10 protein-coding genes are annotated in these 25,173 nt (G+C 74.0%); all 10 read right to left on the bottom strand.

The genetic code is table 11. The features are described 5' to 3' along the window. Positions 1-10: 10 nt before the first annotated feature. On the bottom strand, positions 11-1,378 hold the full coding sequence (locus ACZ7L6_RS35380; RefSeq protein ID WP_471931185.1) for an AMP-binding protein: 1,368 nt from the start codon (positions 1,376-1,378) through the stop codon (positions 11-13). Between the two features lie 9 nt (positions 1,379-1,387). Beyond that, positions 1,388-1,666 carry a phosphopantetheine-binding protein gene (locus ACZ7L6_RS35375; RefSeq protein WP_471931183.1) on the bottom strand — a complete coding sequence of 93 codons (279 nt, stop codon included), beginning with the start codon at positions 1,664-1,666 and terminating at the stop codon, positions 1,388-1,390. Further along, on the bottom strand, positions 1,666-1,923 hold the full coding sequence (locus tag ACZ7L6_RS35370) for a ferredoxin (RefSeq protein WP_471931181.1): 258 nt from the start codon (positions 1,921-1,923) through the stop codon (positions 1,666-1,668). Before ACZ7L6_RS35370 ends, ACZ7L6_RS35375 begins: the two co-directional genes overlap by 1 nt. 15 nt (positions 1,924-1,938) lie before the next feature. Further along, positions 1,939-3,201 (bottom strand): cytochrome P450, encoded by a 1,263-nt coding sequence (locus ACZ7L6_RS35365; RefSeq protein ID WP_471931179.1) that lies wholly within the window; start codon positions 3,199-3,201, stop codon positions 1,939-1,941. 8 nt (positions 3,202-3,209) lie between these two features. Continuing rightward, positions 3,210-4,379, bottom strand: coding sequence for a cytochrome P450 (locus tag ACZ7L6_RS35360; protein ID WP_471931177.1), 1,170 nt, complete (start codon positions 4,377-4,379; stop codon positions 3,210-3,212). Between the two features lie 12 nt (positions 4,380-4,391). After that, entirely contained in the window at positions 4,392-5,909 is a 1,518-nt protein-coding gene (locus ACZ7L6_RS35355; protein WP_471931175.1) for a tryptophan 7-halogenase, read from the bottom strand. 45 nt (positions 5,910-5,954) lie between these two features. Then, positions 5,955-7,274 carry a cation:proton antiporter gene (locus ACZ7L6_RS35350; protein WP_471931173.1) on the bottom strand — a complete coding sequence of 440 codons (1,320 nt, stop codon included), beginning with the start codon at positions 7,272-7,274 and terminating at the stop codon, positions 5,955-5,957. Between the two features lie 6 nt (positions 7,275-7,280). After that, positions 7,281-7,487 (bottom strand): MbtH family protein, encoded by a 207-nt coding sequence (locus ACZ7L6_RS35345; protein WP_471931171.1) that lies wholly within the window; start codon positions 7,485-7,487, stop codon positions 7,281-7,283. 1 nt (position 7,488) lies between these two features. Continuing rightward, positions 7,489-14,262: a condensation domain-containing protein gene (locus tag ACZ7L6_RS35340; RefSeq protein ID WP_471931169.1), complete on the bottom strand. Its 6,774-nt coding sequence runs from the start codon at positions 14,260-14,262 to the stop codon at positions 7,489-7,491. 49 nt (positions 14,263-14,311) lie between these two features. Continuing rightward, the coding region (locus ACZ7L6_RS35335; RefSeq protein ID WP_471931167.1) for an amino acid adenylation domain-containing protein at positions 14,312-25,173 on the bottom strand (10,862 nt) is incomplete at its 5' end.

Here is a 25,173-nt window from a genome sequence, read left to right as displayed (position 1 = left end):
GGTCTCGGACTTACCTGGGTGGGGGTTCCGCCGCGAGCCAGCCCTTGTGGACCTTGCCCAGCGCGGTGCGTGGGAGGGCCTCGACCACATGGATCTCCTGCGGCAGCTTGTACGGGGCGAGGCGGCCGGCGAGGAAGGAGACGAGGCCGGCGCGGTCCGGGTCGTCCGCCACGATCCACGCGGCGACGCGCTGCCCGAGCCGGTCGTCGGGCACACCGACCACCGCCGCCTCCAGCACGGCCGGATGGGCGAGGAGGGCGTCCTCGACCTCGCCCGCGCCGACCCGGTAGCCGCCGCTCTTGATCAGGTCGGTGTCCTTGCGGCCGAGCAGCCGCAGCGATCCGTCCGGCAGCCACTCGCCGAGGTCTCCGGTGCCGAACCAGCCGTCGTCGTCGACCGCGGGGCCGCGCCCCAGATAGCCGGAGAACAGCCCGCTGCCGCGCACGTGGACCTCGCCGCCCGCGCCCGTCCCGTCCGCGTCATCCATGTCGCCCAGTCGCACCTGCATTCCCGGGACCGGGTGTCCCACCGAGCCCGCCGGCGGGTCCATGCGCAGGTCCGCCAGGCTCGGGGAGGCGATGACGAGGGTCTCCGTCATGGCGTACCGGTTGAGGATCCGGTGCCCGGACAGCCGCAGGACGCGCTCGGCCACCGCGCGGGGCAGCCGGTCCGCTCCGGACACGAGCAGCCGCGCCGGACGCAGCTCCGTCAGGTCGGCCGCGCCCATGGACCCCCACAGGGCCGGCACGCCGAAGTAGATCGTGGCGTGCGGCACGGGGACGAGGTAGCGGCCGGTGTGCACGAGCGGGGAGCCGATGCGCAGGGGGCCGAGGCCGCCGAAGACGAGGCCGTGGACGTGGGACAGCGGCAGCGCATGGGCGAGTACGTCGTCCGGGGTCCACTGCCAGAGCGCGGCGAGGGCGTCGAGGCTCGCGGCGATCGCGCGGCGCGGTACGACGACGCCCTTGGGCGGTCCGGTGGAACCGGAGGTGTACAGGATGAGCGCGGGTGTCCCGTCCGGGGGCGGTTCGGGTGGCAGCGCGGCGCGGCCGGTCAGGGCGGGCTCGTCCAGGACGAGGTCGACCCGGGCGTCGCGCAGGACGTGCGCGCGTTCGTGCGCGCCGGCCGCCGGGTGCAGCGGGACCGCGGTGGCCCCGGCCGTCAGGACTCCGGCGACGGCGGCAACGGTGGCGACGCTCGGGCGGGCCACGACCGCCACTCTGCGGGCGCCGGCCACGGACCGGGCGAGCGCGCCGACGGCGCCCGTGAGTTCGTCCCCTTCGAGGCGCTGCCCGGCCACGTCGATGCGGGCCCGGCCCTCGCGCAATGCCGGCAGCAGTCCCAAAGTGCTCTCGCCCGCCCTGTCTTCCGCCCGCACGGCCGGGGCCTACTCGGTGGGGCCGGTGACGAGCGCCGCGACCGCCGCGACGAACTCACCGAAGGTCGGGTTCTCCCAGATGTCGCGCACGCCACCCAGCTCCACCTGGTACGTCTGCTCGATCGTGGTCATCACGTGCAGGGCCGCCAGCGAGTGACCGCCGAGGGCGAAGAAGTCGTCCTCGTCGGCCACTTCGGGCACCTGCAGGGCCTCGCACCACAGTGGCGCCACGACGTCCCGTACGGCCGTCAGGGTCGCCGCCTGCGCAGCCGGGGCTCCTCGCTCCATCACTCCTCCTCCAGGTCGTGGCCCGGCCGACCGGGCCCGTGCAGGGTGATCGCTCCGGACGGGCAGCGGTCGGCGGCCGCCCGCACCGCCGGCACCAGGCCGGCCCGGGGGGCGGGGTCGACGAGCAGGACCCTGCCGTCCCGGTCCGACTGGTCGAAGACGGCGGGGACATGGGCCAGGCACATGCCGGAGCCCACACACCGGTTGCGGTCGACCTCGACGCGCGGCCCCACCGTTCGGGTCTCCGTCTCGCTCATGTCCCTCATCTCCTCTCACCAGGTGACCGGCAGCCGGTCCACGCCGTGGGCGAGCGCGTGCACCCGGAACGGCACCGTGTCCGCGGGCTCGGCGAGCCGTAGCCCCGGGAAGCGCCCGAACAGGGCCGGGTAGCCGACGCCGAGCAGCATGCGGGCGAGGGGCGCGCCCAGGCAGTGGTGGATGCCGTGCCCGAAGGTGACGTGGGCGGTGGGTTGCCGGGTGATGTCGAAGCGGTCTGGCTCGGACAGCAGGGCGGGGTCCCGGTTGGCCATCGGCAGCGAGCACAGGACGTACTCGCCTTCCTTGATGAGCTGCCCGCCGACGGTCACGTCCTCGCGGGCGATACGGGGGGTCGGTGCATGCGGCACCGTGAGATGGCGGAGCAGTTCGTCGACCGCGCGGTCCACCGCGCCGGGGTCGTCGCGGACGGCCGCCAGCTGCTCGGGGTGTTCGAGCAGCAGCAGCGTCCCGAGGCCCAGCATGCCGGAGAGGTTGTCGAGGCTGGCCAGCACCAACAGGACGCACACTCCGCGCAGTTCCTTGTCGGTGACGTCGTCGCCGTGGTCGCGCACCAGCATGCCGAGGAAGCCGTCGTCGGGATCGCGGCGCTGCCGTGCCACCATCGCGGCGATGTAGCGGGAGAGGAGTTCGCCCACCGCTGCTCGCCGGCCGCGTCCCTGGCCGGCGGCGAGGAAGCCGTGGGCGCGGCGCAGGAACTCGTCGCGGTCGTCGCGGGGCACCCCGATGAGCTCGCACAGCACGGCGCCGGGTACGGGCAGGGCGAACGCCGGCACCAGGTCGGCCGGCGGGCCGGGCGCCGCCAGGGCCTCGAGGCGTTCACCGACGATCGTGTCGATGCGCGGCCGGAGCCTGCGGATCCTGCGGAGGGTGAACTCCGGGGTCAGGATCTGCCGGAGCCGGGTGTGCTCGGGCGGGTCGTAGTCCATGAGCTGGCCGATCATCGGGTCGGGCCGGACGCCGGCGGCACGGCCGGTCGCGGTCCTCGAACCGAAGCGGCGGCGGGTGGAGAAGCGCACATGGTCGCCGAGGACCTGGCGGACCTCGGCGTAGCCGGTGACCAGCCACACGGACTTCCCGTCGGTGCCCGGCCCGACCTCGACCCGTACGACGGGGCCACGGGCGGCGACTTCTCGCAGGGCGGCCGCCGGGGCGAACCGGTCCCGGCGCGCGTAGACGAGCTGGGGCTCCGCCGCGCCGCGGCCGGCCGCCCGGGGCGCGGCCGGTGTGTCCGCGCCGGGCGTGGCTGCCTGGGACATGGCTCCTCCTACCAGGTGACGGGCAGTGTTTCCACGCCGTACGGGGCCTGTGGCCGGAACTGGATCTCCTCCGGGTCGACGGCCAGTTGCAGCGCGGGGAAGCGGCGCAGCACCGCCGGATAGGCGCTGCGCAGTTCCATGCGGACGAGGGAGGCGCCGATGCAGTAGTGGATGCCGTGGCCGAGCGCCACGTGGGAGGTGGCGTCCCGGGTGATGTCGAGGCCGTCCGCGGTGCCCTCCGGGGTGCCGCGGTTGGCCGCGATCAGGGAACAGGCCACCCGGTCACCGGCCTTGATCACCTGGCCGCCGAGGGTCACGTCCTCGCGTGCCGTGCGGGGGGTGGCGGTCGGGATCACCGAGAGGTAGCGGATCAGCTCCTCCACCGCGTGGTCGGTCAGCTCCGGCCGGGCGCGGAGCTGTTCGAGCTGGCCCGGGTGTTCCAGGAGGGCGAGGACGCCGAGCCCCAGCATCGCCGCCACGTTCTCGACCCCCGAGCCCATGACGAACGCGCCGAGCCCGACGAGCTCCTCGTCGCTGACCTCCGCGCCGTGCTCGCGCACCACCCTGCCGAGGAGGTCGTCGCCGGGGTCGCGGCGTTTGCGCGCCACGAGCCGGGCCATGTACGCCAGGTAGGCGCCTCCCGCGGTCACCTGGGTGCGCCGGCCGCGGAACGCGGGGCGGCCCACCTTGAGCAGCCGCGCCAGGTCGGCCCGGTCGTCGCGCGGCACGCCGAAGAGTTCGCACATCACCAGGCCCGGCACGGACCAGGCGACGTGGCGCATGAAGTCGGCGGGCCGCCCGGCCTTCTCCAGGGAGTCCAGACAGTCCTCGACGATCCGGTCCACGGCGGGTTCGAGGCCCCGCATCCGCCGAACGGTGAACTCGGGGGCGAGCAGTTGCCGCAGCCGGGTGTGCTCGGGCGGGTCGTACTGCACGAGGTTGCCCACCTGCGCGGGCCGCCCGCTGTCGCCGGGCAACTGGGTGCTGAACCGTTCCGTGTCGCCCAGGACCGCGCGTACCTCGTCGTGCCCGGTGACCAGCCAGCCGGTGCCGGCCGACGGGTCGTCGGTGAGGCCGGTCCGGGTCAGCGGCGCCCGCGCGCTCAGCCGGGTGAGCTCGGGCAGCGGGTCGAGACGGTCACGCCGGTTGTGCATCGAGAGGTCGGTCGGCCGCGCCATGCCCGCATCCCCTCACTCGCCCGCGCCGTCGGCGGTGCGCGCCGCCCGGCCCGTCTCCTGCCAGAACATCCCGTCAGCGGACGGCACCAGCCCCCCGCTGAACAGGGGAGCCTCCGGTTCGGCGTCGGCGCCGAGCAGGGCGCGCATCTGGACCTGGCCGCTCTCCTGCATCACCTCGCGCACGACCGACGACTTCATCAGCGGCACCATGCTGTCGTCGGCGTCGCCGGCGAGCGTGCCGACCGCGTCGGCGAACTCCGCGGAGCCCGCCGCGAGGCGCTTGGCGACGACGTCGGCGTCGGTGAGGACCTGGTCGCCCGAGGAGACCCCGCCGATGAGTTCGACGAAGGACTGCAGTTCGGGCCGGTCGGTACGGGTGACCTTCTTGGCCTGCCAGAAGTAGGAGTCCTCGTCGTGGTGCATCTCGTAGAAGGACAGCAGGAACTCGTAGAAGACGCCGTACTCACGCCGGTAGCGGGCCTCGAACTCCCGCATGGCGCGCGGTTCGTCGACCAGTCCGGCGAGCACGCTGTTGATGGAGCGGGCCGCGAGCAGCGCGCTGTACGTCGCGAGGTGGACGCCGGAGGAGAACACCGGGTCGACGAAGCAGGCGGCGTCGCCGACCAGCACCATGCCGGGGCGGTAGAACGTCGTGTGGTGGTACGAGTAGTCCTTGCGGACCCGCAGTTCGCCGTACGGTCCGCTCGTCACCCGCCGGGCGTCCGAGAGGTACTCGGCGATGAGCGGGCACTCGTCGACCAGCGCCATGAGCGCCTTGTGCCGGTCGCCCTGGATCTTCTCCGCCATCTCCCGGCGTACGACGGCGCCGACGCTGGTGAGGGTGTCGCTGAGCGGGATGTACCAGAACCAGCCGCTCGGGAACGCGACGGACAGGATGTTGCCGGAGTTGGGTTCGGGCAGCCGCTTGCCGCCCTCGAAGTAGCCGTACAGGGCGAGGCTGCGGAAGAACTCCGAGTACTCGCGGGTGCCGCCCACCCGCTGGTACACGCGGCTCTTGTTGCCGGAGGCGTCCACGACGAACGCGGCGAGCGCCCGGCGTTCGACACCGTCGGCGTCGGTGTACCGCACGCCGCGGACCCGCTCGTCGTCGGCGACGACGTCGACGACGGCGCAGCCCTCGCGGACGTCGGCGCCCACGCGGCGGGCGTTGTTGAGAAGGATCTCGTCGAAGCGGGAGCGCTCCACCTGGTACGCGTAGGACGTCGGCCCGGACATGCGCGGGGAGACGGAGAAGGAGAAGGTCCACGGCTCCGGGTTGGAGCCCCAGCGGAAGGTGCCGCCGCGCTTGCGCGGGAAGCCCGCCTTCGCCAGCTCCTCCGCGACCCCGGTCATCCGGCACACGCCGTGCACGGTGGACGGCAGCAGCGACTCGCCGATCTGGTGGCGGGGGAAGAACTCCTTCTCCAGCACCAGCACCCGGTGTCCCTGCATGGCCACCAGCGCGGCCAGGGTCGATCCGGCGGGCCCTCCGCCCACGACCACGACGTCGAATTCCTCGGATTCCGGCAAGGTCATCCCCCTTCAGCATTGTTGGCTTTTTCCCGCACCGGGGATTCACCCCTCCCGGCCGTGGAATTCCGACTGCTTCTGCGAGTCTCGTAATGGCGGTGTCCGACCGTCAAGCGTGTCCATTTCCGGTGCGGCGGCCCGACGCCGGGACCGCTCGACGAGCGAAATCAGCGGCCCGGTGAGGAACGTGGTCACCAGTGCCATCAGCACGAGAAGGGTGAAGAGTTCCCCGCCGATGATCCCGGCGTCCAGTGCGACGTTGAGAACGATCAGTTCCGTCAGGCCGCGGGTGTTCACCAGGGTGGCGACGAGCGCCGACGCGTGCCGGTCCATGCCGCTGATCCGTGCCGCGCCGTAGGCCGGCAGGACTTTGCCGAGGACGGCCACGGCGAGGACGATGGCCAGCAGGGCGCCGCCGTCGCCGTCGACGGAGCCGATGTTGAAGGACAGGCCCGTCGTGACGAAGAACAGCGGCAGCAGCAGGCCGGCGCTCTCCTCCATGGGCCTGAGCACGTCGGCGTCGGGCACGCCGTCCCTGCGGGGCATCGCGATGCCGGCGAGCAGACCGCCGAAGACGGCGTGCAGGCCGAGTTCCGCGGTGGCCCAGCCGCTGCCGAGGGCGAGGGCCAGGGCGAGTGTGCGCTGGTTGGCCTGCAGCGTGCCCGACCGTTCCAGCCACCGCGCCAGCAGCGGCCGTACGACGAGGAAGAGCGCCGCCACGAACACCGCGCTCAGCAGCAGCGTCATCGGCCAGGCGAGCCGGGTGGCGTGGCCGGTGCCGACCAGTGCGACGGCGAGCAGGAGCCAGGCCACCACGTCCATGAGTCCGGCGGCGGCGGTGGCCACGCTGCCCGCCGGGGTGCCCGCCAGGCCGCGCTCACGGACGATGGCGGCGAGCACGGGCAGCGCGGTGACGGACAGGGCGACCGCCATGAACAGCACGAACGGCCGGCCGGCCGCGTCGTCCGGCCGGACCGCGGCGAAGAGCCCCGGGAAGCCTCCCGCCAGCCCGGCCCCGAGGCCTGCCGGGACCAGGAACGCGCACAGCGCCACCGCCGCCGAGGCTCTGCCGCCCCGGCGCAGCTGCCGTGGGTCCATCTCGTACCCCACCACGAACATGAAGAGCACGATGGCGACCTGGGACAGGACGGTGAGGTACGGCAGGACCTCCGGCGGGAAGAGACGGTCGGTCAGGTCGCCGGGCAGCCGCCCGAGCAGCGTGGGCCCGAGGGCGATCCCGGCGACGATCTGCCCGATGACCACGGGCTGCCCCAAGCGGCGCGCCAGGCCGCCGAGGAGCCGCGAGGCGACGACGATGAGAGCGACGTCACCGATGGCGACGGCCGCGATGGACTCGGTGTCCATGCGCGCTCAGCGCATTTCCTCGACCAGGCTCTTGGGCCGCATGTCGGTCCAGTTCTCCTCGATGAACTCAAGGCATTCCCGGCGGCCGGCCTCGCCGTGGGCGACGGTCCATCCCTCGGGTATTTCCGCGAAATTCGGCCAGAGCGAGTACTGGCCCTCGTCGTTCACCAGGACGACGAATGTGCCGTTCTCGTTGTCGAAGGGATTGGTCATTTCATGAGTCCTTCCTGAGTTTTTCCGTGACGACGCGCACGATCTGCGCCAAGGGCGCGGGCTGAAGCATGTCGTAGTGGTTTACGGCGATCTCGTGCGACTCGATCCGTCCGCCGACGAAGGGCCGCCAGGCGGCGACCGCGTCCGTCAACGGCAGGTCCTCGGGGCGGTCCTCGGTGGCGACGAAGAGCAGCAGGTCGCCGCCGAAGGTGCGCGGGGTGTGGTCGGGCGTGAAGCCGGCCATGTTGCGCAGCACCTTCTCCAGGTTGGCGAGGGACTGCTCGCTCAGGCCGGTCGAGCGGTAGAGGTCGGCGATGCCGCCCTCGTCCTGCCGCAGCACGGCGTAGCCGTCCTCCGGTCCGCCCTCCTCGCCGCGCATCCGGGACCGGGCGGAGCTGCTGGGGTAGGCGTCGAGCAGGGCCAGCAGCGCCACCTCTTCGCCCAGCTCCTCCAGCCGGGCCGCCACGGCCTGGGCGAGGGTGCCGCCGATGGACCAGCCGAGCAACTGGTAGGGGCCGGTGGGCTGTACGGCACGGATCTCGCCCGCGTAGTCGGCGGCCATCTCCTCGATGCTGCCGGGCAGTGACTCGGGGCGGGCGAGGCCGCGGGCCTGGATGCCGTACACCGGTACGTCGCCGGGGAGGTACGGCAGGAGGGCGGCGTACCCCCAGCTGAGCCCCATGCCGGGGTGGATGCAGAACAGGGGCGGGCGGCTGCCCTCGGGGCGCAGCGGCAGCAGGACGTTCAGGTCACCGCGGGCGGTGCCGGGGCCCCGGCCCGCGCGACCGCGTCGCGTGGTGGGGTCGGTTCCGGCCCGCAGGGTGAGCCCGCCCGCCGGGTCCCGGCGCGCCCGGTGCCCGGTACGGAACATCCGCTCGCCCGGAGCGCCGAAGGGGCTGGCGACGAATCGCTCGCCGGTCAGGGTCGGGCGGCCGAGGTAGCCACGGGCGAGTGAGGGGCCCGCGAGGTAGAGGTCGCCGAGGGCGCCGGGGGGTACCGGGTGCAGGAAGTCGTCCAGGACGTAGGCGCGGGTGTTGGCTACCTGGCGTCCTGTGGAGGGCTGCTCGCCGCTCGCGTCCGTCCCGGTGCCGCCGTCGTCCTCCAGCCAGAGGCCGCCCAACTCCGCTGCGCCCTGGCCGGCGCCGGGCGGTGTCGCCTGTGCCGTGCCCAGGGTCACCTGGCCTCCTGAGCACAGCGTCGCGAGCAGCGGTGTCACGAGGTCGGCGGCCGGGGCGCTGCTGTCCAGCCGCAGCAGGTCCGCGTCCGATGCGGTCCGCGCTCGGTGCGCCAGTTGGTTGACCAGGGCGCGGTGGGAGACGACCGCCGCGGCACCGGGGTGCGTCGCGCTGTCGAACACCACGGCGGGGTGGTCGGGGCGCAGGAGCCGTTCGGCGCCGCTCGGGTCCGCCCAACTTCCTTGAGGGGACAGGAAGTCCGCTTCGTCGGAAGGCGGCCGGTCCTCGTCCGTCCCGCCCGTCACCGGGTCGTCCATCAGTACGACGGGGACGTCGGCGTCCTCCGGTACGGGTCCGGCGGCGTCGCACAGCAGGGCGGCGGGCCGGTTGCGGTCGTCGCCCTCCCAGGGGCGGGCCGGGTCGGTGAAGCGGCAGGCGGCCCCCGACTTGAGGACTCCGAGCAGCGCGATCACCAGCATCAGAGTGGGCGGTATCGCCACGACGACGACGCGCTCGGGGCCCGCGCCGGCCGCCACCAGACGCCGGGCCACCTCGTCGGAGAGGGCGTCCAGCGTCTCGTACGTCATGGACGCCTCGTACATGCCGGGGATCCGCTGGTCGAGGACGGCCAGGGCGGCCGGGGTGCGCGCGGCCTGCGCGGCGAACAGCTCCACCACGGTGGTCTCGGGGAGCGGCGCCGCGGTCGCGTTGCCGAGGTCGACCGCCCGTCGGCGCTCGTCCTCGTCCAGGAAGACGTCCAGCCCGCTCAGCCGTACCTCCGGGTCGGCGGCGGCCTGTTCCAGGACGCGGGTCAGGCGGTGCGCGAACGCCGTGACGGTGGGTTCGTCGAACAGGTCGGTGGCGTAGCGGACCTGGCCGTCGATGCCGCCGAAGTCGCCGTCGGCCAGATAGCGTTCCGCGAGATCGAGGGAGAGGTCGGTCTCGGTGGCCCGTGGGCCCGTCTCCAGGCGGACGGTGCGCAGACCGGGCAGCTCCCAGGGGTCCCAGGCGTCGGCGATGTCGTCCCGTACGTCGAGCATGACCTGGAAGACGGGGTGGCGGGACAGGGAGGGCGGCAGGCCGAGCACGTCCACCAGCCGCTCGAACGGCACGTCCCGGTGCGCGGCCGCCTCCTGGTACGTCTCCCGGGCCCGGGCGAGCAGGTCCGTGAAGGTGGGGTTCCCCGAGGCGTCGCCGCGCAGGGCGAGGGGGCCTGCGAAGGGACCGACGACGCCTTCGAGGGCCGGGTCGTCGCGGCGCGGGGTCAGCGTGCCGACGGTGATGTCGTCGCCGGCGCCGAGCCGGGCGAGCAGGGCCACGAGCGCGGCGTGCAGCACGGTGAACGGCGTCGCGCCGGCGGATTCGGCCAGGTCGGCGAGGCGGGCGTGCAGGTCGGCGTCGAGGCGCAGCGGGACGGCGCCCGTCCGGTGGGAGGCGACCTGCGGGCGCGGGCGGTCGGCGGGCAGCGGGAGTTCGACGTCGATGCCGGCGAGGGTGTTCTTCCAGTAGTCGAGCTGGTCGCCCGCCAGGCTCTCCCTGGCCTGCTCGCCCTGGAGCAGCTCCCGCTCCCAGCGGGCGTAGTCGGCGAACTGCGCGGGCAGCGGGGCCCGTTCGGGCACGCGGCCCTCACGGCGGGCGGTGTAGGCGGTGGCCAGGTCGCGCAGCAGGACTTCAACGGAGGCCTCGTCGGCAGCAATCCGGTGCACGACGAGGAGCAGCACGTGGTCGCTGTCCGACAGGGCGAACAGGTACCGCGTCCAGGGGGTTCGGCGGGAGAGGTCGAAGGGGCGGCGCGTGCGTTCGGTGAGGACGCCGGTCAACTCCTTCTCGTCGACCGCCTCTTCGGGAAGCGGGTCGGCGGCCAGCGCTTCCTCCACGGTCAGGATCCGCTGACGCAGGTCTGTGCTCCGGGTGCCCGGGAAGACCGTGCGCAGGACGGCGTGGCGGGCCGCGAGGTCGGTCAGGGCCGAGCGCAGCGCCTGCTCGTCCAGTTCGCCGGTGAGCCGCAGGGCCACCGGGATGCGGTCCACGCCCGCCTCGTCGTCGAGCGCGGACGTCAGCCAGGTCTGCAGCTGGCCCGCGGTGACGGGCGCGTCCGCCCCGTCCGCGTCGGGTCCCGCGGCGGCGAGGACGGGGCGGGCCCGGGTGGCGAGGAGGCGGGCGACCCCGGCGGGGGTGGGCGAGCCGAAGAACTGCCGGATGGGCAGTTCGGCCTCGAACTCCTCACGGATCCGGCCCGCGAGCCGCATGGCGAGGCCGGAGTCCCCGCCCAGCTCGAAGAAGTTGTCCTCGGAGCCCACGCGTTCCAGGTCGAGCACCTCGGCGAAGAGACGGCACAGCCGCTCCTCGGCGGCCGTGCGCGGCCCGCGTCCGGTGGTGCGGGCGGCGAAGTCCGGGGCGGGCAGCGCCTTGCGGTCGACCTTGCCGTTGCGGGTGACCGGGAGGGCGCCCAGGGCGAGGACGGCGGCCGGAACCATGTAGTCGGGCAGGCGCCGCGCGACGTACTCACGTAACCGGTCGGGATCGACGGCCTCCCCGGCGGCGGGGACCACGTAGCCGACGAGGCGCCGGCCGCCGGGACCGTCGTCGCGGGCGACGGCCACGGCCTGGGCGACGGCCGCGTGTGCGGTCAGGGCGGCCTCGACCTCGCCGAGTTCCACGCGGAAGCCCCGGATCTTCACCTGCGCGTCCGCGCGGCCCGCGAACTCCAGCTCGCCGTCGTCCGTCCAGCGGGCCAAGTCACCCGTGCGGTACATCCGTCCGCCGGGCAGGGACGGGCACGCCACGAACCGCTCCGCGGTCCGCCCGGGCGCATCCCAGTAGCCGTGGGCCAGTGCCGCGCCCGCCAGGTACAGCTCGCCGGTCGCCCCGGGCGGCACCGGCTGGAGGAAGGCGTCCAGCACGTACGCCCGGCGGCCGGGCAGCGGACGGCCCACCGGCAGCACGGCGAGGTCCTCGTCCCCGGGCCGCACGGTGTGCCAGGTGAAGCACAGGGTGGTCTCCGTGGGCCCGTACAGATGCCGTACCGCCACCTCGGGGCACTCGGCGCGCACCCGCGCCACCGCGTCGACGGGCACCACGTCGCCGCCGGTCAGGACTTCCCTCAGCCCGGAGAAGCACCCGGGAGTCTCGGCGGCGAGCACCCGGAAGGTGCCGGCGGTGAGGTGCAGCGTCGTGACGCCGCCGGCCACGTACCGGCGCACCTCCTGGGCATCGACCACACCGGGACCGGCGACGACCACGCGGGCGCCCACGGTGAGCGGCACCCACGCCTCGAACAGGAAGGCGTCGAAGGCGTGCGGGGCGTGCAGCAACACCGCGTCGTCCGGCGCGAGACGCCAGCCGGGCTCCCCGACCAGCGCGGCCACGCTCCCGTGCGGGACCGCGACGCCCTTGGGCTCCCCGGTCGAGCCGGAGGTGTACATCACGTACGCCACGTCGTGCGCGGTGACGGGGAGGGCGGCCGGGGCGGTCCCCGGCTCGGGCAGGTCGGCCTGCCCGGCCGGGTCGGCCCCGTCCGCAAGCACGCCATCGCGCACCACCGGATCGGCCCCGTCCGCAAGCACGCCATCGCGCACCACCGGATCGGCCCCGTCCGCGAGCACGCCTTCCCGCACCACCGGATCGGCCCCGTCCGCAAGCGCGCCTTCCCGCACCACCGGATCGGCCCCGTCCGCAAGCGCGCCTTCCCGCACCACCGGATCGGCCCCGTCCGCGAGCGCGCCTTCCCGCACCACCGGACCAGCCGCATCCGCGAGCACGCCACCCCGCACCCCCGGATCAGCCCCATCCGCAAGCCCACCACCCCGGACCACCGGACCAGCCCCGTGCGCAAGCACGTCGGCCCGCACCCCCGGGTCGTCGAGCGCCACGACGCCCGTCGCGCTCTCCGGCACCACCGCGCGTGTCGCACCCGTGCACAGCACCGCAGAGGCTCCGCAGTCCGCGAGGACCGCTGCCACCCGCTCGGTCGGGTTCCCGGGATCCACCGGTACCTGGACGGCGCCGGCCCGCCACAGGGCGAGCAGGGCCACCACCACGTCCGCGGACCGTTCCAGCACCACCGCGACGCGGTCGCCCCGGGCCACGCCCACGTCCGCCAGATACGCCGCGAGCCGTCCTGCGGACGCCCACAACTCGCCGTACGTCAGAGTCTGTTCCTCTGCCACGAGCGCCACGGCGTCCGGGGCGGCGGCGACGCGCTCGGCGATCAGCTCGGGCACCGTACGGACCGGCGTCACGACGGGCTCGGCACTCGCGTCGGGCAGGGCCGGTGCGGTGACCCGGATGCGGCCCACCGGCGCGGCCGGGTCGGCCACCAGCTGCTCCAGGATCCCCACGAGGGAAGTGAGGAGGGACTCGGCGGCGGCCCGGTCGAAGAGGTCGGGCCGGTACTCGAGCCTGAACCGGGTGCGTTCGCCGGGCGCGACGACGAGGGTCAGCGGGTAGTGCGCCGCCTCACGGGCGAAGCCCTCGGGCCGGATCACCGGGGTGTCGGGCGCGACGGCGGCCCGGCCCGCGCGTCCGGCGGACTGCCGGGGGAAGTTCTCGTAGATCACGAGCGTGTCGAACATCGCGCCCGGACCGGCGAGTTGCTGCACCTCCAGCAGGCCGAGGTGCTGGTGGCTCATCAGCGCGGACTGTCGCTCCTGCAGGTCCCGCAGCAGGTCGACCGCCGGTTGGCCGCCGTCGAGCCGCACCCGCACCGGCAGGGTGTTGATGAGCAGCCCCACCATCGTCTCCACGCCGGGCAGCTCCGCGGGACGCCCGGCCGCCGTGGCGCCGAACACGACGTCCGTGCGCCCGGCCAGGCGGGCGAGGATCAGGGCCCACGCGCCCTGCACCAGGGTGTTGACGGTCAGTTCACGGGTACGGGCCAGCTCGGTCAGCGCGCCGGCGAGCACGTCCGGCAGGTCGCGGTCGAGGTGGTCGGGGAAGACGGGCCGGCGGTCGGGGGCGACCGGCGCGACCAGAGTCGGCTCGTCGGCCCCGGCCAGCTCCTCCCGCCATGCGGTCCGGGCCGCTTCCTTGTCCTGCTTGCCCAGCCACAGCAGGTAGTCCCGGTACGACGTCGTACGGGGCAGCAGCGAGGCGTCGCCCCCGTTCGCGTACAGGGCGGCGAGTTCGCCGATCAGCACGGGTGCGGACCAGCCGTCCATGAGGATGTGGTGGCTGGTGATCACCAGGCGGTGGCGGTGCTCGGCTAGCCGGACGAGCAGGACCCGCAGCAGGGGCGCGGTCGCCAGGTCGAAGCGCTCGGCCCGCTCGCGCTCGGCGAGGCGCTCCGCGGCGGCGCGGGCCTGCGGCTCGGGCAGGTGTGACACGTCCTCGGTGCGCCAGGGCAGGGTCACGGTCCGCGCGATGACCTGCACCGTCTGCGCTCCGCTGACCTGCCGGAAGCAGGCGCGCAGCGCGGCGTGCCGGTCGAGCAGCGCCGTCCAGGACGCGCGAAGGCGTGCTTCGTCCAGGGGTCCGTCGACGGCGAGAGCCGACTGCACGGTGTAGACGTCGGGCCCCTGGTCGTCGAAGGCGGCGTGGAAGAGCAGGCCTTCCTGCAGCGGCGACAGCGGCCACACGTCCTCGACTGCGGATCGGGTCATCGCTTCTCTCCTCGGCAGGGCGGGGTTCTGGTCCAGGGCCGTCGGCCGGCTACGTCTGGTCGTCGGCGAACCCGGCTTCGAGTTCCTCGATCTGGCTCTGTGCCAGGTCCAGGAGGGGGAAGTCGGACGGGGTGTGCCCGCCGGCGGCGGGGCCGGCGGTGTGGGCGGCAAGGCCGCGGAGCATGTCCAGCCAGGCCTGCCCGAGCCGTCGGGCGGCGGCGTCGTCGAGCACGCCGGAGGGCCAGCCGAGGGACAGGGTGAGCTCGGGTCCGTCAGCAGTGTCCACCACGACGGCGCCGGCCTCCAGCGTGTGCGTGGACGGCATGTCCGGATCGGCACCGCCGCCGATCGCACCGGTCAACTGCCAGTCTGTGGGCGCTCCTTGACGGTTTCCCGCGGTGAAGCGGCCGAGGTAGTTGAAGCCGATCTGCGGCGCCGGCAGGGCGGCCAGGGCCGGTCCGGTGTGCGGGTTGAGGTGCCGCAGCAGTCCGTGGCCGAGCCCGTCGCCGGGCACGGCCCGTGCCTGCTCCTTCACCGCCTTCAGCAGGGCTCCGCTCGACGGGCCTCCGGTCCGGGCGTCGTTCAGGTCGATGCCGCTGATGTCGAGGCGCACGGGGTGGGTACGGGTGAACCAGCCCACCGTGCGGGACAGGTCCACGCCGTCGACCGGTTCCCGGCCGTGGCCCTCGACGTCGACCAGCAGGAGGCGCTCGCCGCCCGCCCGGCCGGACGCCACGGCCGCCGCGAGGCCGGCGAGCAGCACCTCGTGCACACCGCAGTGGAACAGGACGGGTGTGGTGGCGGTCAGGGTGGCCGCCTGCGGCGCGGGCACAGTCCACGAGGCGTGGTGCACGGTCGCCGCCGTGTCGACCGCCGGGTCCAGGGCGCGCGACCCGATGAGGGGTTCGGCGACGTCGAGGAGCCGCGTCCACTGCGGCAGTTCCGCGGTCCTTTCGGGTGCGAGGGCCTGCTCGGCCAGCAGGGTCGCCCAGCGCCGGAACGAGGTGACCGGCGGGTCGAGTTCGGGTTCCCGTCCGGCCGCGGCGGCCCGGCACGCTTGAGCGAGGTCGGGCACGAGCACCCGCCAGGACACGCCGTCGACCGCCAGGTGATGGACGGCGAGTACGACGCGTCCGCTCCGCTCGGGCCCTGCGTCCACCCACACCGCCTGCAGCATCACTCCGGCGGCGGGATCGAGCCGCCCCACGGCCTCGCGTGCCGCACGGACCGCGATCGCGTCGAGGTCGTCGGCGGCCGGGGAGAGGTCGCCCGCGGCCAGGGAGAGGTCGTCGGCGGCCGCGTCCCGTGCGTCGACACGGACGACGAGTGCCTCCGCGTCCACGGACCCGGCCTCGCCGACCATGAGCCGGCCGCCCTCGGCGACCCGGGCCCGCAGCATGGCGTGTGTGGTCAGCAGGGCGCCGGTACCGGCCACAAGGACCTCGCGTGTGAGGTCCGGCGGGGCCCCGAGGACCACCCATTGGACGAATCCGGGGCTGACGACCCGCTCGCCGAGTTCCCGCATCACCGGGGTCCAGGGCACCTCGCCGACGGCGACGTCCTCGGCGTCGGGTCCGGCCGGGCCGGTCGCGGCGGCGACAACGGCGAGGCGTTCGGGGGTCTTCTCCTCGAAGACCTGCCGTGGCGTCACCACCAGTCCGGCCTGCCGGGCGCGGGAGGACACCTGCATCGACGAGATGGAGTCGCCCCCCAGCTCGAAGAAGCTGTCGTCGGCCCCGACCCGGTCCAGGCCGAGGACGTCGGCGAACAATTCACACAGGATCGTCTCGGCGGGCGTACGCGGCTCGCGTCCCCGTGCCCTCCCGGCGAAGTCGGGGGCGGGCAGCGCGGCACGGTCGAGCTTCCCGTTCGCGGTGCGGGGCAGGTCGCCGAGCGGCACGAAGGCGGTCGGCAGCATGTACTCCGGCAGCATCGCGGCGGCGAAGTCCCGTACGGCGGCTGCCAGTTCATCGGTCCACGACACGCCCGGCCCGCTACCGCGCGGCTCGGAACTCTGCGCGCTCCTGCCCGGCTCGGAACCGTGCCCGGCACCACCCGCCTCGGCGTCGAAGGCCTCGCCTTCCGCCCCGGGCGCCCGCGTGACGACGTACGCGACGAGACGCTGTTCGCCCGGGCGGTCCTCGCGGGCCACCACCGCGGCCTGCGCGACGGCGGGGTGCGCGGTCAGGGCGCTCTCCACCTCCGCGGGTTCGATGCGGTGGCCGCGCACCTTCACCTGGCCGTCCGCGCGGCCCACGAAGACCAGTTCGCCGCTGTCGGTCCAGCGGGCGAGGTCCCCGGTGCGGTACATGCGTGTGCCGGGCGCGAAGGGGCAGGCGACGAAGCGCTCGGCGGTCGGTCCGGGCCGTCCGCCGTACCCGCGGGCCAGCCCCGGACCGGCGACGTACAGTTCACCGACCGCTCCGGGGGGCAGCGGCTGGAGAAAGGCGTCCAGGACGTAGACGCGTACGTTCGCCGGGGGGCTGCCGATGGGGACGGTGCCGGCGCCGGGGGCGAGGGGTCGGCTCATCGCCGCGCAGACGGTCACCTCCGTGGGGCCGTACGCGTTCACCATCCGCCGGTCGGCGGCCCACCGGTCCACGAGCGCCGGCGGGCAGGCCTCGCCTGCCACCACCAGCGTCCTGAGGGAGGCGGGCAGGCGCTCCTCGGTGGCGAGCACGCTGGGGGGCACCGTGACATGGGTGGCGCCCCACTCCCGCACGGCCTCGGCGAGCGTCACCCGCGGCGGCAGCCCGTCCTGGTCCGGCACCACGAGCGAGGCGCCGGACAGCAGGGCCATGCACAGTTCGGAGAGGGCCGCGTCGAAGCTCAGGGAAGCGAACTGCAGGACCCGTGCGTCCGGTCGCACCGCGAACCGCTCGATCTGCGCCCGGGCGAGGTGGGCGAGTCCCGTGTGGGTGACGACCACGCCCTTGGGGGTGCCGGTCGACCCGGAGGTGTAGATCACGTACGCGGCGTTCTCCGGGCGCAGGGCCGCGCGCCGCTCCCCGTCGTCGAGGGGGCCGCCCGCACGGCGGGCCACGTCCGCGGTGACGAGCGGGTCGTCGAGGACGACGATCCGTCCCCGGAACCCGTCGGGCACCGCGCCCCGGGTCTGCCGCGTGCACACCACGACCGCCGGGTCGGCGTCCCGCAGCAGGAACGCCACCCGGTCCGCCGGATACCCGGCATCGACCGGGACGAAGGTCCCGCCCGCCATGGACACGGCGAGCACGGACACGACCATCGCCTCCGAGCGCGGCACCAGCACGGCGACGCGGACCTCCGGCCCCACGCCCGCGTCGACGAGGTGGCGGGCCAGGCGACCGGCGGCCGTCTCGAGCTCCGTGTACGTCAGGGTCCGGTGGCCGGCATCGAGGTCACCCGCAGCACCTGGGACGGCCGTCGCGGAACCGGCAGCCGTCGCGTCGCCGCGCGACACCAACGCCACCGCGTCCGGGGAGCGCCGTACCTGACGCCGGAACAGTTCCGGCAGCGGGGCGGCCTCGACCGGCTCACGCGTGCCGCTCCACGTGTCCACCACCAGCTCGCGCCGGGCCGGGTCCAACACGCCGACATGCGCGACGGGCGCCTGCGGATTCGCCGTCAGCTGTTCGAGGACGTGCCCGAGCGAGGCGGTCACCTGCTCCGCCCAGTCGTGCCCGAACGCCTCGGGCCGGTAGATGAGTTCGCCGTGCAGCCGGTCCCCCGGCACCGCGATCAGCGTGAGCGGATAGTGGCCGGTGTCCTCCGGCCTGCCTCCGGGGCGGATGACCAGAGTGTCGGGCGAGGGCTCGGCCAGGCGGGGGCGGGGATAGTTCTCGTACACGAAGAGCGCGTCGAAGACCGCGCCCGGACCGGCGAGCTGCCTGATCTCGGGCATCCCGATGTGCTGGTGCGCCATCAGCGCGACCTGCCGCCGCTGGAGGTCCTCGAGGAGTTCGACGACCGACTGGTCACCGCCCAGCCGTACCCGTACCGGCAGCGTGTTGATGAAGAGCCCGATCATGGACTCCACGCGCGGCAGCTCGGCCGGCCGCCCCGCGACCGTCGCGCCGAACACCACGTCGGTCCGTCCGGCGAGCCGGGCGAGGAGCAGGGCCCAGGCGCCCTGCACCACGGTGTTCACGGTCAGCCCGCGATCGCGCGCCAACTCGGCCACCGCGGCGGTGAGTTCCTCGGTGAACTCGAAAGCCACCCGAGCCGGAACCGTGGGCACCCTGCCCTGTTCCTCCGGTGCCACGAGCGTCGGCCCGTCCGCGCCGGCGAACTCGGTCCGCCAGGCCTCCCGCGCCGCCTCCTTGTCCTGCGTGCCGAGCCAGGCCAGGTACTCCCGGTACGACGTCGCCGGAGGCAGTGCCCGGGCGTCACCTCCCGCCGCGTAGATCGCGGACACCTCGCCGATGAGGACCGGCAGGGACCAGCCGTCGGTGACGATGTGGTGGTTGGTGACGATCTGGACGTGCCGACGTTCGCCGAGCCGGACGAGGGTCAGGCGCAGCAGCGGGGCCTGCGTCACGTCGAGGCGGCGTGACCGCTCGTCCCGCACCAGCCGGTCGAGCCCGCCCTGCGCCTCGGCTTCGGACAGTCCGGTCAAGTCGACCTCGTGCCAAGGGAGTTCCACGTCCCGGGCGACGACCTGGACCGCCCCGCCGGAGTCCTGTTGGTGGAAGCTCGCCCGCAGGATCGGATGGCGGTGCAGCAGGGCCTGCCAGGAGGCGCGCAGCCGCTCCACGTCCAGGGGCCCGTCCAGGGCCAGGATCCGCTGCCCTTCGTAGAGGTCGGGGCCCTGGTCGTCGTAGGCCGCGTGGAACAGCAGCCCCTGCTGGAGCGGCGACAGCGGCCAGACGTCCACCAGGCCGGGCACCCGGGCCTCCAGTGCCTCCACGCTCCGCTGGGTCAGGCTGAGGAGCGGGAAGTCGGAGGGGGTGTGCCCGCCGACCGCCGGGGCGCCGACCGCCGGGTCACCCAGCTGTGCGCTCGCCGATGGCGATACGTGGGTCGCGAGGCCCAAGAGGGTCTCCCGCCAGATCCGGCCCAGACCCTCCGCCGCCGTCTCGTCCAGGAGCGTCGTCGGCCAGCTGAGCATGACGGTCAGGGCCGGGCCGTCCGGGGTGTCCTGGACGGTCGCGGCCGCTTCCAGCGTGTGCAGCGCAGGCATGTCCGGGCCGGCGGAGCCGCCGATCGCGGTCTGCCCGGTCAGCTGCCAGGGGGTCACCTCCTCGGTGGAGGCGACCGTGCTGAAGCGGCCCAGGTAGTTGAAGCCGATCTGCGCGGCGGGGAGTTCGGACAGGACCGCGCCCGTCTGCGGGTTGAGGTACCGCAGCAGCCCATACCCCAAGCCGTCGCCCCCGGGCACCGACCGCACCTGCTCCTTGACCGCCTTCAGCAGAGCACCGGCCGCCGCACCACCGTCCAGTACCTCATCCAGGTCCACGCCCGTGACATCCAGCCGCACCGGATGGCTGCTGGTGAACCAGCCGACCGTGCGCGACAGATCCGTACCCGCAACAGGCTCACGACCGTGCCCCTCCACGTCGACGAGCACCCCGCCCGCCGTCTCCGGACGCCACCGCACGACCGCACCCGCCAGCGCGGCGAGCAACACCTCGTGCACACCGCAGTGGAAGAGCGCCGGCGCGGTGTTCACCAGCTGGGCGGCTGCCCGTGCAGGAAGGGTCCAGGACCGTTGCGTCATGGTGGCAGCGGTGTCGCGCGCAGCGTCCAACTCCCGCTCGCCGAGAGCCACTTCGGGGACATCCATCAGCTCGGCCCACGCGTCCGGTTGACCGGTCAGTGCCGGATCAGCCGCCCGTTCCGTCAACAGCTCGGCCCAGCCCCGGAACGACGTTGCTACGGGGTCGAGTTCGGGCTTCCGGCCCGCGGCTGCGGCTTCGCAGGCGACCTGCAGGTCCGGCAGCAGGATCCGCCACGACACCCCGTCCACGACCAGGTGATGTACGACCAGCACCAACCGGCCCACACCCGCGGGCCCGGCGTCCACCCACACCGCCTGCACCATCACCCCGGCCGACGGATCCAGCCGCCGCACCGCCTCGCGTGCCGCCCGGCCCGCAACCTCGTCCAGATCACCGGCCGACGCATCCCGTGCATCCACCTGCACGACCAGCGCCCGCGCATCTGTTGAGCCGGGCTCGCCCACCACCAGGGTGGCCCCCTCGCCCACCCGCGCCCGCAACACCGCATGCACCTCGAGTACGGCGCCCAGGCCGGCGGCGAGCACCTCCACCCCCAGCCCGGCCGGCGCACCCACCACTGCCCACTGCGCGAACTCGGGGGACGCGGCATGCTCCCCCAACGCCCGCATCACCGGCGTCCACGGCACAACACCCACACCCGCGTCGGACTCGACCGCGACGGCGTCGTCGCTCGCCGTGCCCGCCAGTGCCGCGAGCCCTGCCGGGGTCGCCTGGGCGAAGACGTCCTGCACTTTCAGCACCAGACCCGCGCGCCGGGCCCGGGCCACCAGCTGCATCGACATGATCGAGTCGCCGCCCAGCTCGAAGAAGCTGTCATCGATCCCGACCCGCTCCAACCCCAGCAACTCCGCGAACACCCGGCACAGAACCGCCTCCGCCTCCGTCCGCGGTTCGCGTCCGGTGCCCTTCTCGGCGGCTTCGGGGGCGGGCAGGGCCGCGCGGTCGAGCTTCCCGTTCCTTGTCACGGGGAAGGCGTCGAGCGCGAGGACGGCGGTGGGGACCATGTAGTCGGGCAGCCGGGTGGCGGCGTGCGCGCGCACCTGGTCGGGGTCCACGGCGTTCGGGCCGTCCGGGATGACGTATCCGGTCAGGCGGAGCTCTCCCGTGTGGTCGGTCCGCGCCGTCACCACGGCCTGGGCCACCGAGGGATGCGCGGCCAGGGCCGCCTCCACCTCGCCCAGCTCCACCCGGAACCCACGGATCTTCACCTGCGCGTCCGCACGGCCGACGAACTCCAGCGTGCCGCCATCGGTCCACCGGACCAGATCACCCGTCCGGTACATCCGCTCACCCGGCACGAACGGGCACGCCACGAACCGCTCCGCCGTCAGACCCGGCTGCGCCCAGTACCCCAGGGCCAGCCCCTCACCGCCTGCGTAGAGCTCGCCGGTCACACCCGGCGGCACCGGTTGGAGGAAGGGATCCAGCACATACGTACGGCGGCCCGGCATGGGTCCGCCGATGGGCAGCACGGAGCCCAGCGGCTCGTCGGGGCGCACCTGGTGCCAGGTCACGCACATGGTCACCTCGGTCGGCCCGTAGCAGTTGCGGACCGCCACGTCCGGGCAGGCCTGCCGCACGCGGGCGACCGCCGCGGCGGGCACCACGTCGCCGCCGCTCAGCACCTCGCGCAGGCCCGCGAAGCACTCCGGCGCCTCCTCGGCCAGGGCCCGGAACAGGCCCGCCGTGACGAAGGCGGCCGTCACGCCGTCGGCGACGTACGCCTGCATCTGCCGGCCGTCCAGGATGCCGGGCTCGGCGATCATCACCCGGCCGCCCGCGGCCAACGGCACCCACAACTCGTACATGGAGGCGTCGAAGGCGTGCGGCGCGTACATGAGCACCGTGTCGTCGGTGCCCACGTGCCACTCAGACTCGCCGACCAGCGCGGCGGCACTCCCGTGCGGCACCGCCACGCCCTTCGGGATCCCCGTCGACCCCGACGTGTACATCACGTACGCCACATCGGCCGGCCCGACGCGCACCACCGGCGCATCCCCGCAGGCGGCCAACTCGCCCACGACGCCGGGCTCGTCCACGACCACGACCCGCACGCCGGTGCCGTCGGTCACCACCGCACGCGTCGCCTCCGAGCACACGACCACCGCCGGAGCGCAATCCGCCATCACCAGCGAGATCCGCTCGGCCGGAGAGCCGGCGTCCACGGGAACGTAGGCGGCCCCCGCACGCCACACCCCGAGCAGCACCACCGCCACCTCGACGGACCGCTCCATCACCACCGCGACACGGTCACCGCGGCGCACGCCCGCGCCCGCCAGGTACGAGGCCACACGCCCCGACGCCGCCCACAACTCCCCGTACGACAGCGCCCGGTTGCCCTCCTTCAGCGCCACCGCGCCCGGCGCCACCCGCACCCGCTCGGCGATCATCTCCGGCACGGAAGGCAGGGAAGACGCGGAAGGCACGGAACCGTTCAAGGCCCCGCTCGCCGCCGCACTCGATCCGCCCAGTACGGCGGCACGCTCCGCCGCCCCCAGCACACCCACCCGGCCCAGCGGCGCGAGCGGGTTGCGCAGCATCTCCTCCAGGACCCACACCACGCGCCGGGCGATCAGGCCGGCCTGCTCCCGGTCGAACAGGTCCGGTCGGTAGGTCACCACCACGCGGAGCCGGTCGGTGGGGACGACACCCACCGCCAGGGGGTAGTGGGTGCCCGCCACGGTGTGCAGCCGGGTGATCGTCACCTCGTCGGCCGCCCCCGGGCCGGGCGTTCGGCCGGGACCGGAGAGCGCGACGGAACCGCGCGGGTAGTTCTCGAACATGAGCATGGTGTCGAACGTCGCGCCGGGCCCGGCGAGTTGCTGGATCCCCGGCAGGCCGAGGTGCTGGTGGGCGATCAGTGCCGCCTGCCGTTCCTGGAGGTCGGTGAGCATCCGCACCACGGGCTGGTCGGCGTCGAGTCGTACGCGCACGGGAAGGGTGTTGATGAACAGGCCGACCATCGACTCGACGCCCGGCAGCTCCGCCGGTCGGCCCGCCACCGTGCCGCCGAAGACGACATCGGTACGGCCGGCCAGCCGGGCCAGCACCAGCGACCAGGCGCCCTGCACCACGGTGTTCACGGTCAGGCCCCGCGAGCGCGCCCACTCGGTGAGCTCCGCGGTCCGCTCCCGGGACCACTCCTCCCAGATGACGTCCGACGTCACCGGCGAGCTGCCCGCGGCGGCGGGGGCGACCAGCGTCGGCTCGTCCGCGCCGGCCAGTTCCCGCTGCCACGCGGCGCGCGCGGCCTCCTTGTCCTGGCGGCCGAGCCACACCAGGTAGTCCCGGTAGGAAGCCGCCCGCTTCAGGGTCGGGGTGTCACGGCCGTCCGCGTAGACGGCGGACACCTCGTTGAGGACGACCGGCATCGACCAGCCGTCCAGCAGGATGTGGTGACAGGTGATGGCGAGCCGATGCCGCCTGTCGCCCAGACGGACCAGCAGCAGACGCAGAAGCGGGGGCCGCGTCAGGTCGAAGCGCCGCGTCAGGTCGCTGCGGGCCAACCGCTCGGCCTCGGCCAGGGCCTCGGGCTCCGGAAGGCCGGAGAGGTCGGCCTCATGCCACGGGACTTCCACGTTCCGCGCGACGACCTGGACCGCCCCGCCGGAGGCCGACTCGTGGAAACCGGCCCGCAGGGCGGGATGCCGGGCAAGGACCGCCTCCCACGACGCGCGCAGGCGTGCCGCGTCGAGCGGACCGTCGAGGGCCAGCAGGCGCTGTGTCTGGTAGACGTCCGGTCCCTCGTCGTCGAAGGCGGCGTGGAAGAGCATGCCTTCGTGCAGCGGTGACAGCGGCCAGATGTCGGCCAGGTCGGGCACCCGGGCTTCCAGTTCCGCCACGCTGTGCCGGGTGAGGGGGACGAGGGGGAAGTCGGAGGGGGTGTGGCCGCCTGCCGCAGGGCTGGTCGTGTGCGCGGCCAGGGCGCTCAGCACGCGCGCCCAGGTCTCGCCCAGCTCCTGCGCCGCCGCCTCGTCGAGCAGGCCGACCGGCCAGCTGAGCGTGACGGTCAACTCCGGTCCGTCGGCGCGGTCCTGGACGGTCGCGTTGGCTTCCAGGGTGTGCTGGGCGGGCGTCCGCGTTGCGATCGAGCCGCCGATCGCGGTCTGCCCGCTCAGCTGCCAGGGGGTCACCTCCTCGGTGGAGGCGCCCGTGGTGAAGCGGCCCAGGTAGTTGAAGCCGATCTGCGCGGCGGGGAGTTCGGACAGGACCGTACTCGTCTGCGGGTTGAGGTACCGCAGCAGCCCATACCCCAAGCCGTCGCCCCCGGGCACCGACCGCACCTGCTCCTTGACCGCCTTCAGCAGCAGGCCGGCTGCCGCGCCACCCTCCAGAACCTCGTCCAGATCCACGCCGGTGACGTCCAACCGCACCGGACGGCTGCTGGTGAACCAGCCGACCGTGCGCGACAGATCCGTACCGGCGACAGGCTCACGGCCGTGCCCCTCCACGTCGACCAGGACGCCGCCCGCCGTCTCCGGCCGCCGGCACGCCAGTGCTCCGGCCAGTCCCGCCAGCAGCACCTCGTGCACACCGCAGTGGAAGAGCGCCGGCGCCGCATTCACCAACCGGGCCGCGTCCTGCGCGGGGACGGTCCACGACCGGTGCGTCATGGTCCCGGCCGTGTCCACCGCCGGGTCCAACTCCCGCTCACCCAGCAGGACATCGGGGACCCGCGACAGTTCTGCCCAGGCGTCCGACTCCGCGACTCGGCTGTCCTGGGCGGCCTGCTCGGTCAGGAGGTCGGCCCACTGCTTGAACGACGTTGCTACGGGGTCGAGTTCGGGCTTCCGGCCCGCGGCTACGGCCTCGCAGGCGGCCTGCAGGTCCGGCAGCAGGATCCGCCAAGACACTCCGTCGACGACCAGGTGGTGTCCGACCAGCACCAACCGGCCCACGCGGGAAGGCCCGGCGTCCACCCACACCGCCTGCACCATCACCCCGGCCGAAGGATCCAGCCGCCGCACCGCCTCGCGTGCGGCCTGACCTGCAATCTCGTCCAGATCACCGGTCGACGCATCCCTTGCGTCCGCGCGCACGACCAGTGCCCGCGGATCCACTGAGCCGGGCTCGCCCACCACCAGGGTGGCCCCCGGGCCCACCCGCGCCCGCAACACCGCGTGCGTGTCCAGTACGGCGCCCACACCGGCCGCCAGTACCTCCACCCCCAGGTCGGGCGGCGCACCCACCA

Source organism: Streptomyces sp. NPDC107522, from assembly GCF_055657525.1.
This window is presented reverse-complemented; position numbering and strand designations above follow the sequence as displayed.

Excerpts from the sequence above, each read along its gene's own strand:
- ACZ7L6_RS35375 (WP_471931183.1), bottom strand. The coding sequence starts at position 1,666 with ATGGAGCGAGGAGCCCCGGCTGCGCAGGCGGCGACCCTGACGGCCGTA.
- ACZ7L6_RS35370 (WP_471931181.1), bottom strand. The coding sequence starts at position 1,923 with ATGAGCGAGACGGAGACCCGAACGGTGGGGCCGCGCGTCGAGGTCGAC.
- ACZ7L6_RS35365 (WP_471931179.1), bottom strand. The coding sequence starts at position 3,201 with ATGTCCCAGGCAGCCACGCCCGGCGCGGACACACCGGCCGCGCCCCGG.
- ACZ7L6_RS35360 (WP_471931177.1), bottom strand. The coding sequence starts at position 4,379 with ATGGCGCGGCCGACCGACCTCTCGATGCACAACCGGCGTGACCGTCTC.
- ACZ7L6_RS35350 (WP_471931173.1), bottom strand. The coding sequence starts at position 7,274 with ATGGACACCGAGTCCATCGCGGCCGTCGCCATCGGTGACGTCGCTCTC.
- ACZ7L6_RS35345 (WP_471931171.1), bottom strand. The coding sequence starts at position 7,487 with ATGACCAATCCCTTCGACAACGAGAACGGCACATTCGTCGTCCTGGTG.
- ACZ7L6_RS35340 (WP_471931169.1), bottom strand. The coding sequence starts at position 14,262 with ATGACCCGATCCGCAGTCGAGGACGTGTGGCCGCTGTCGCCGCTGCAG.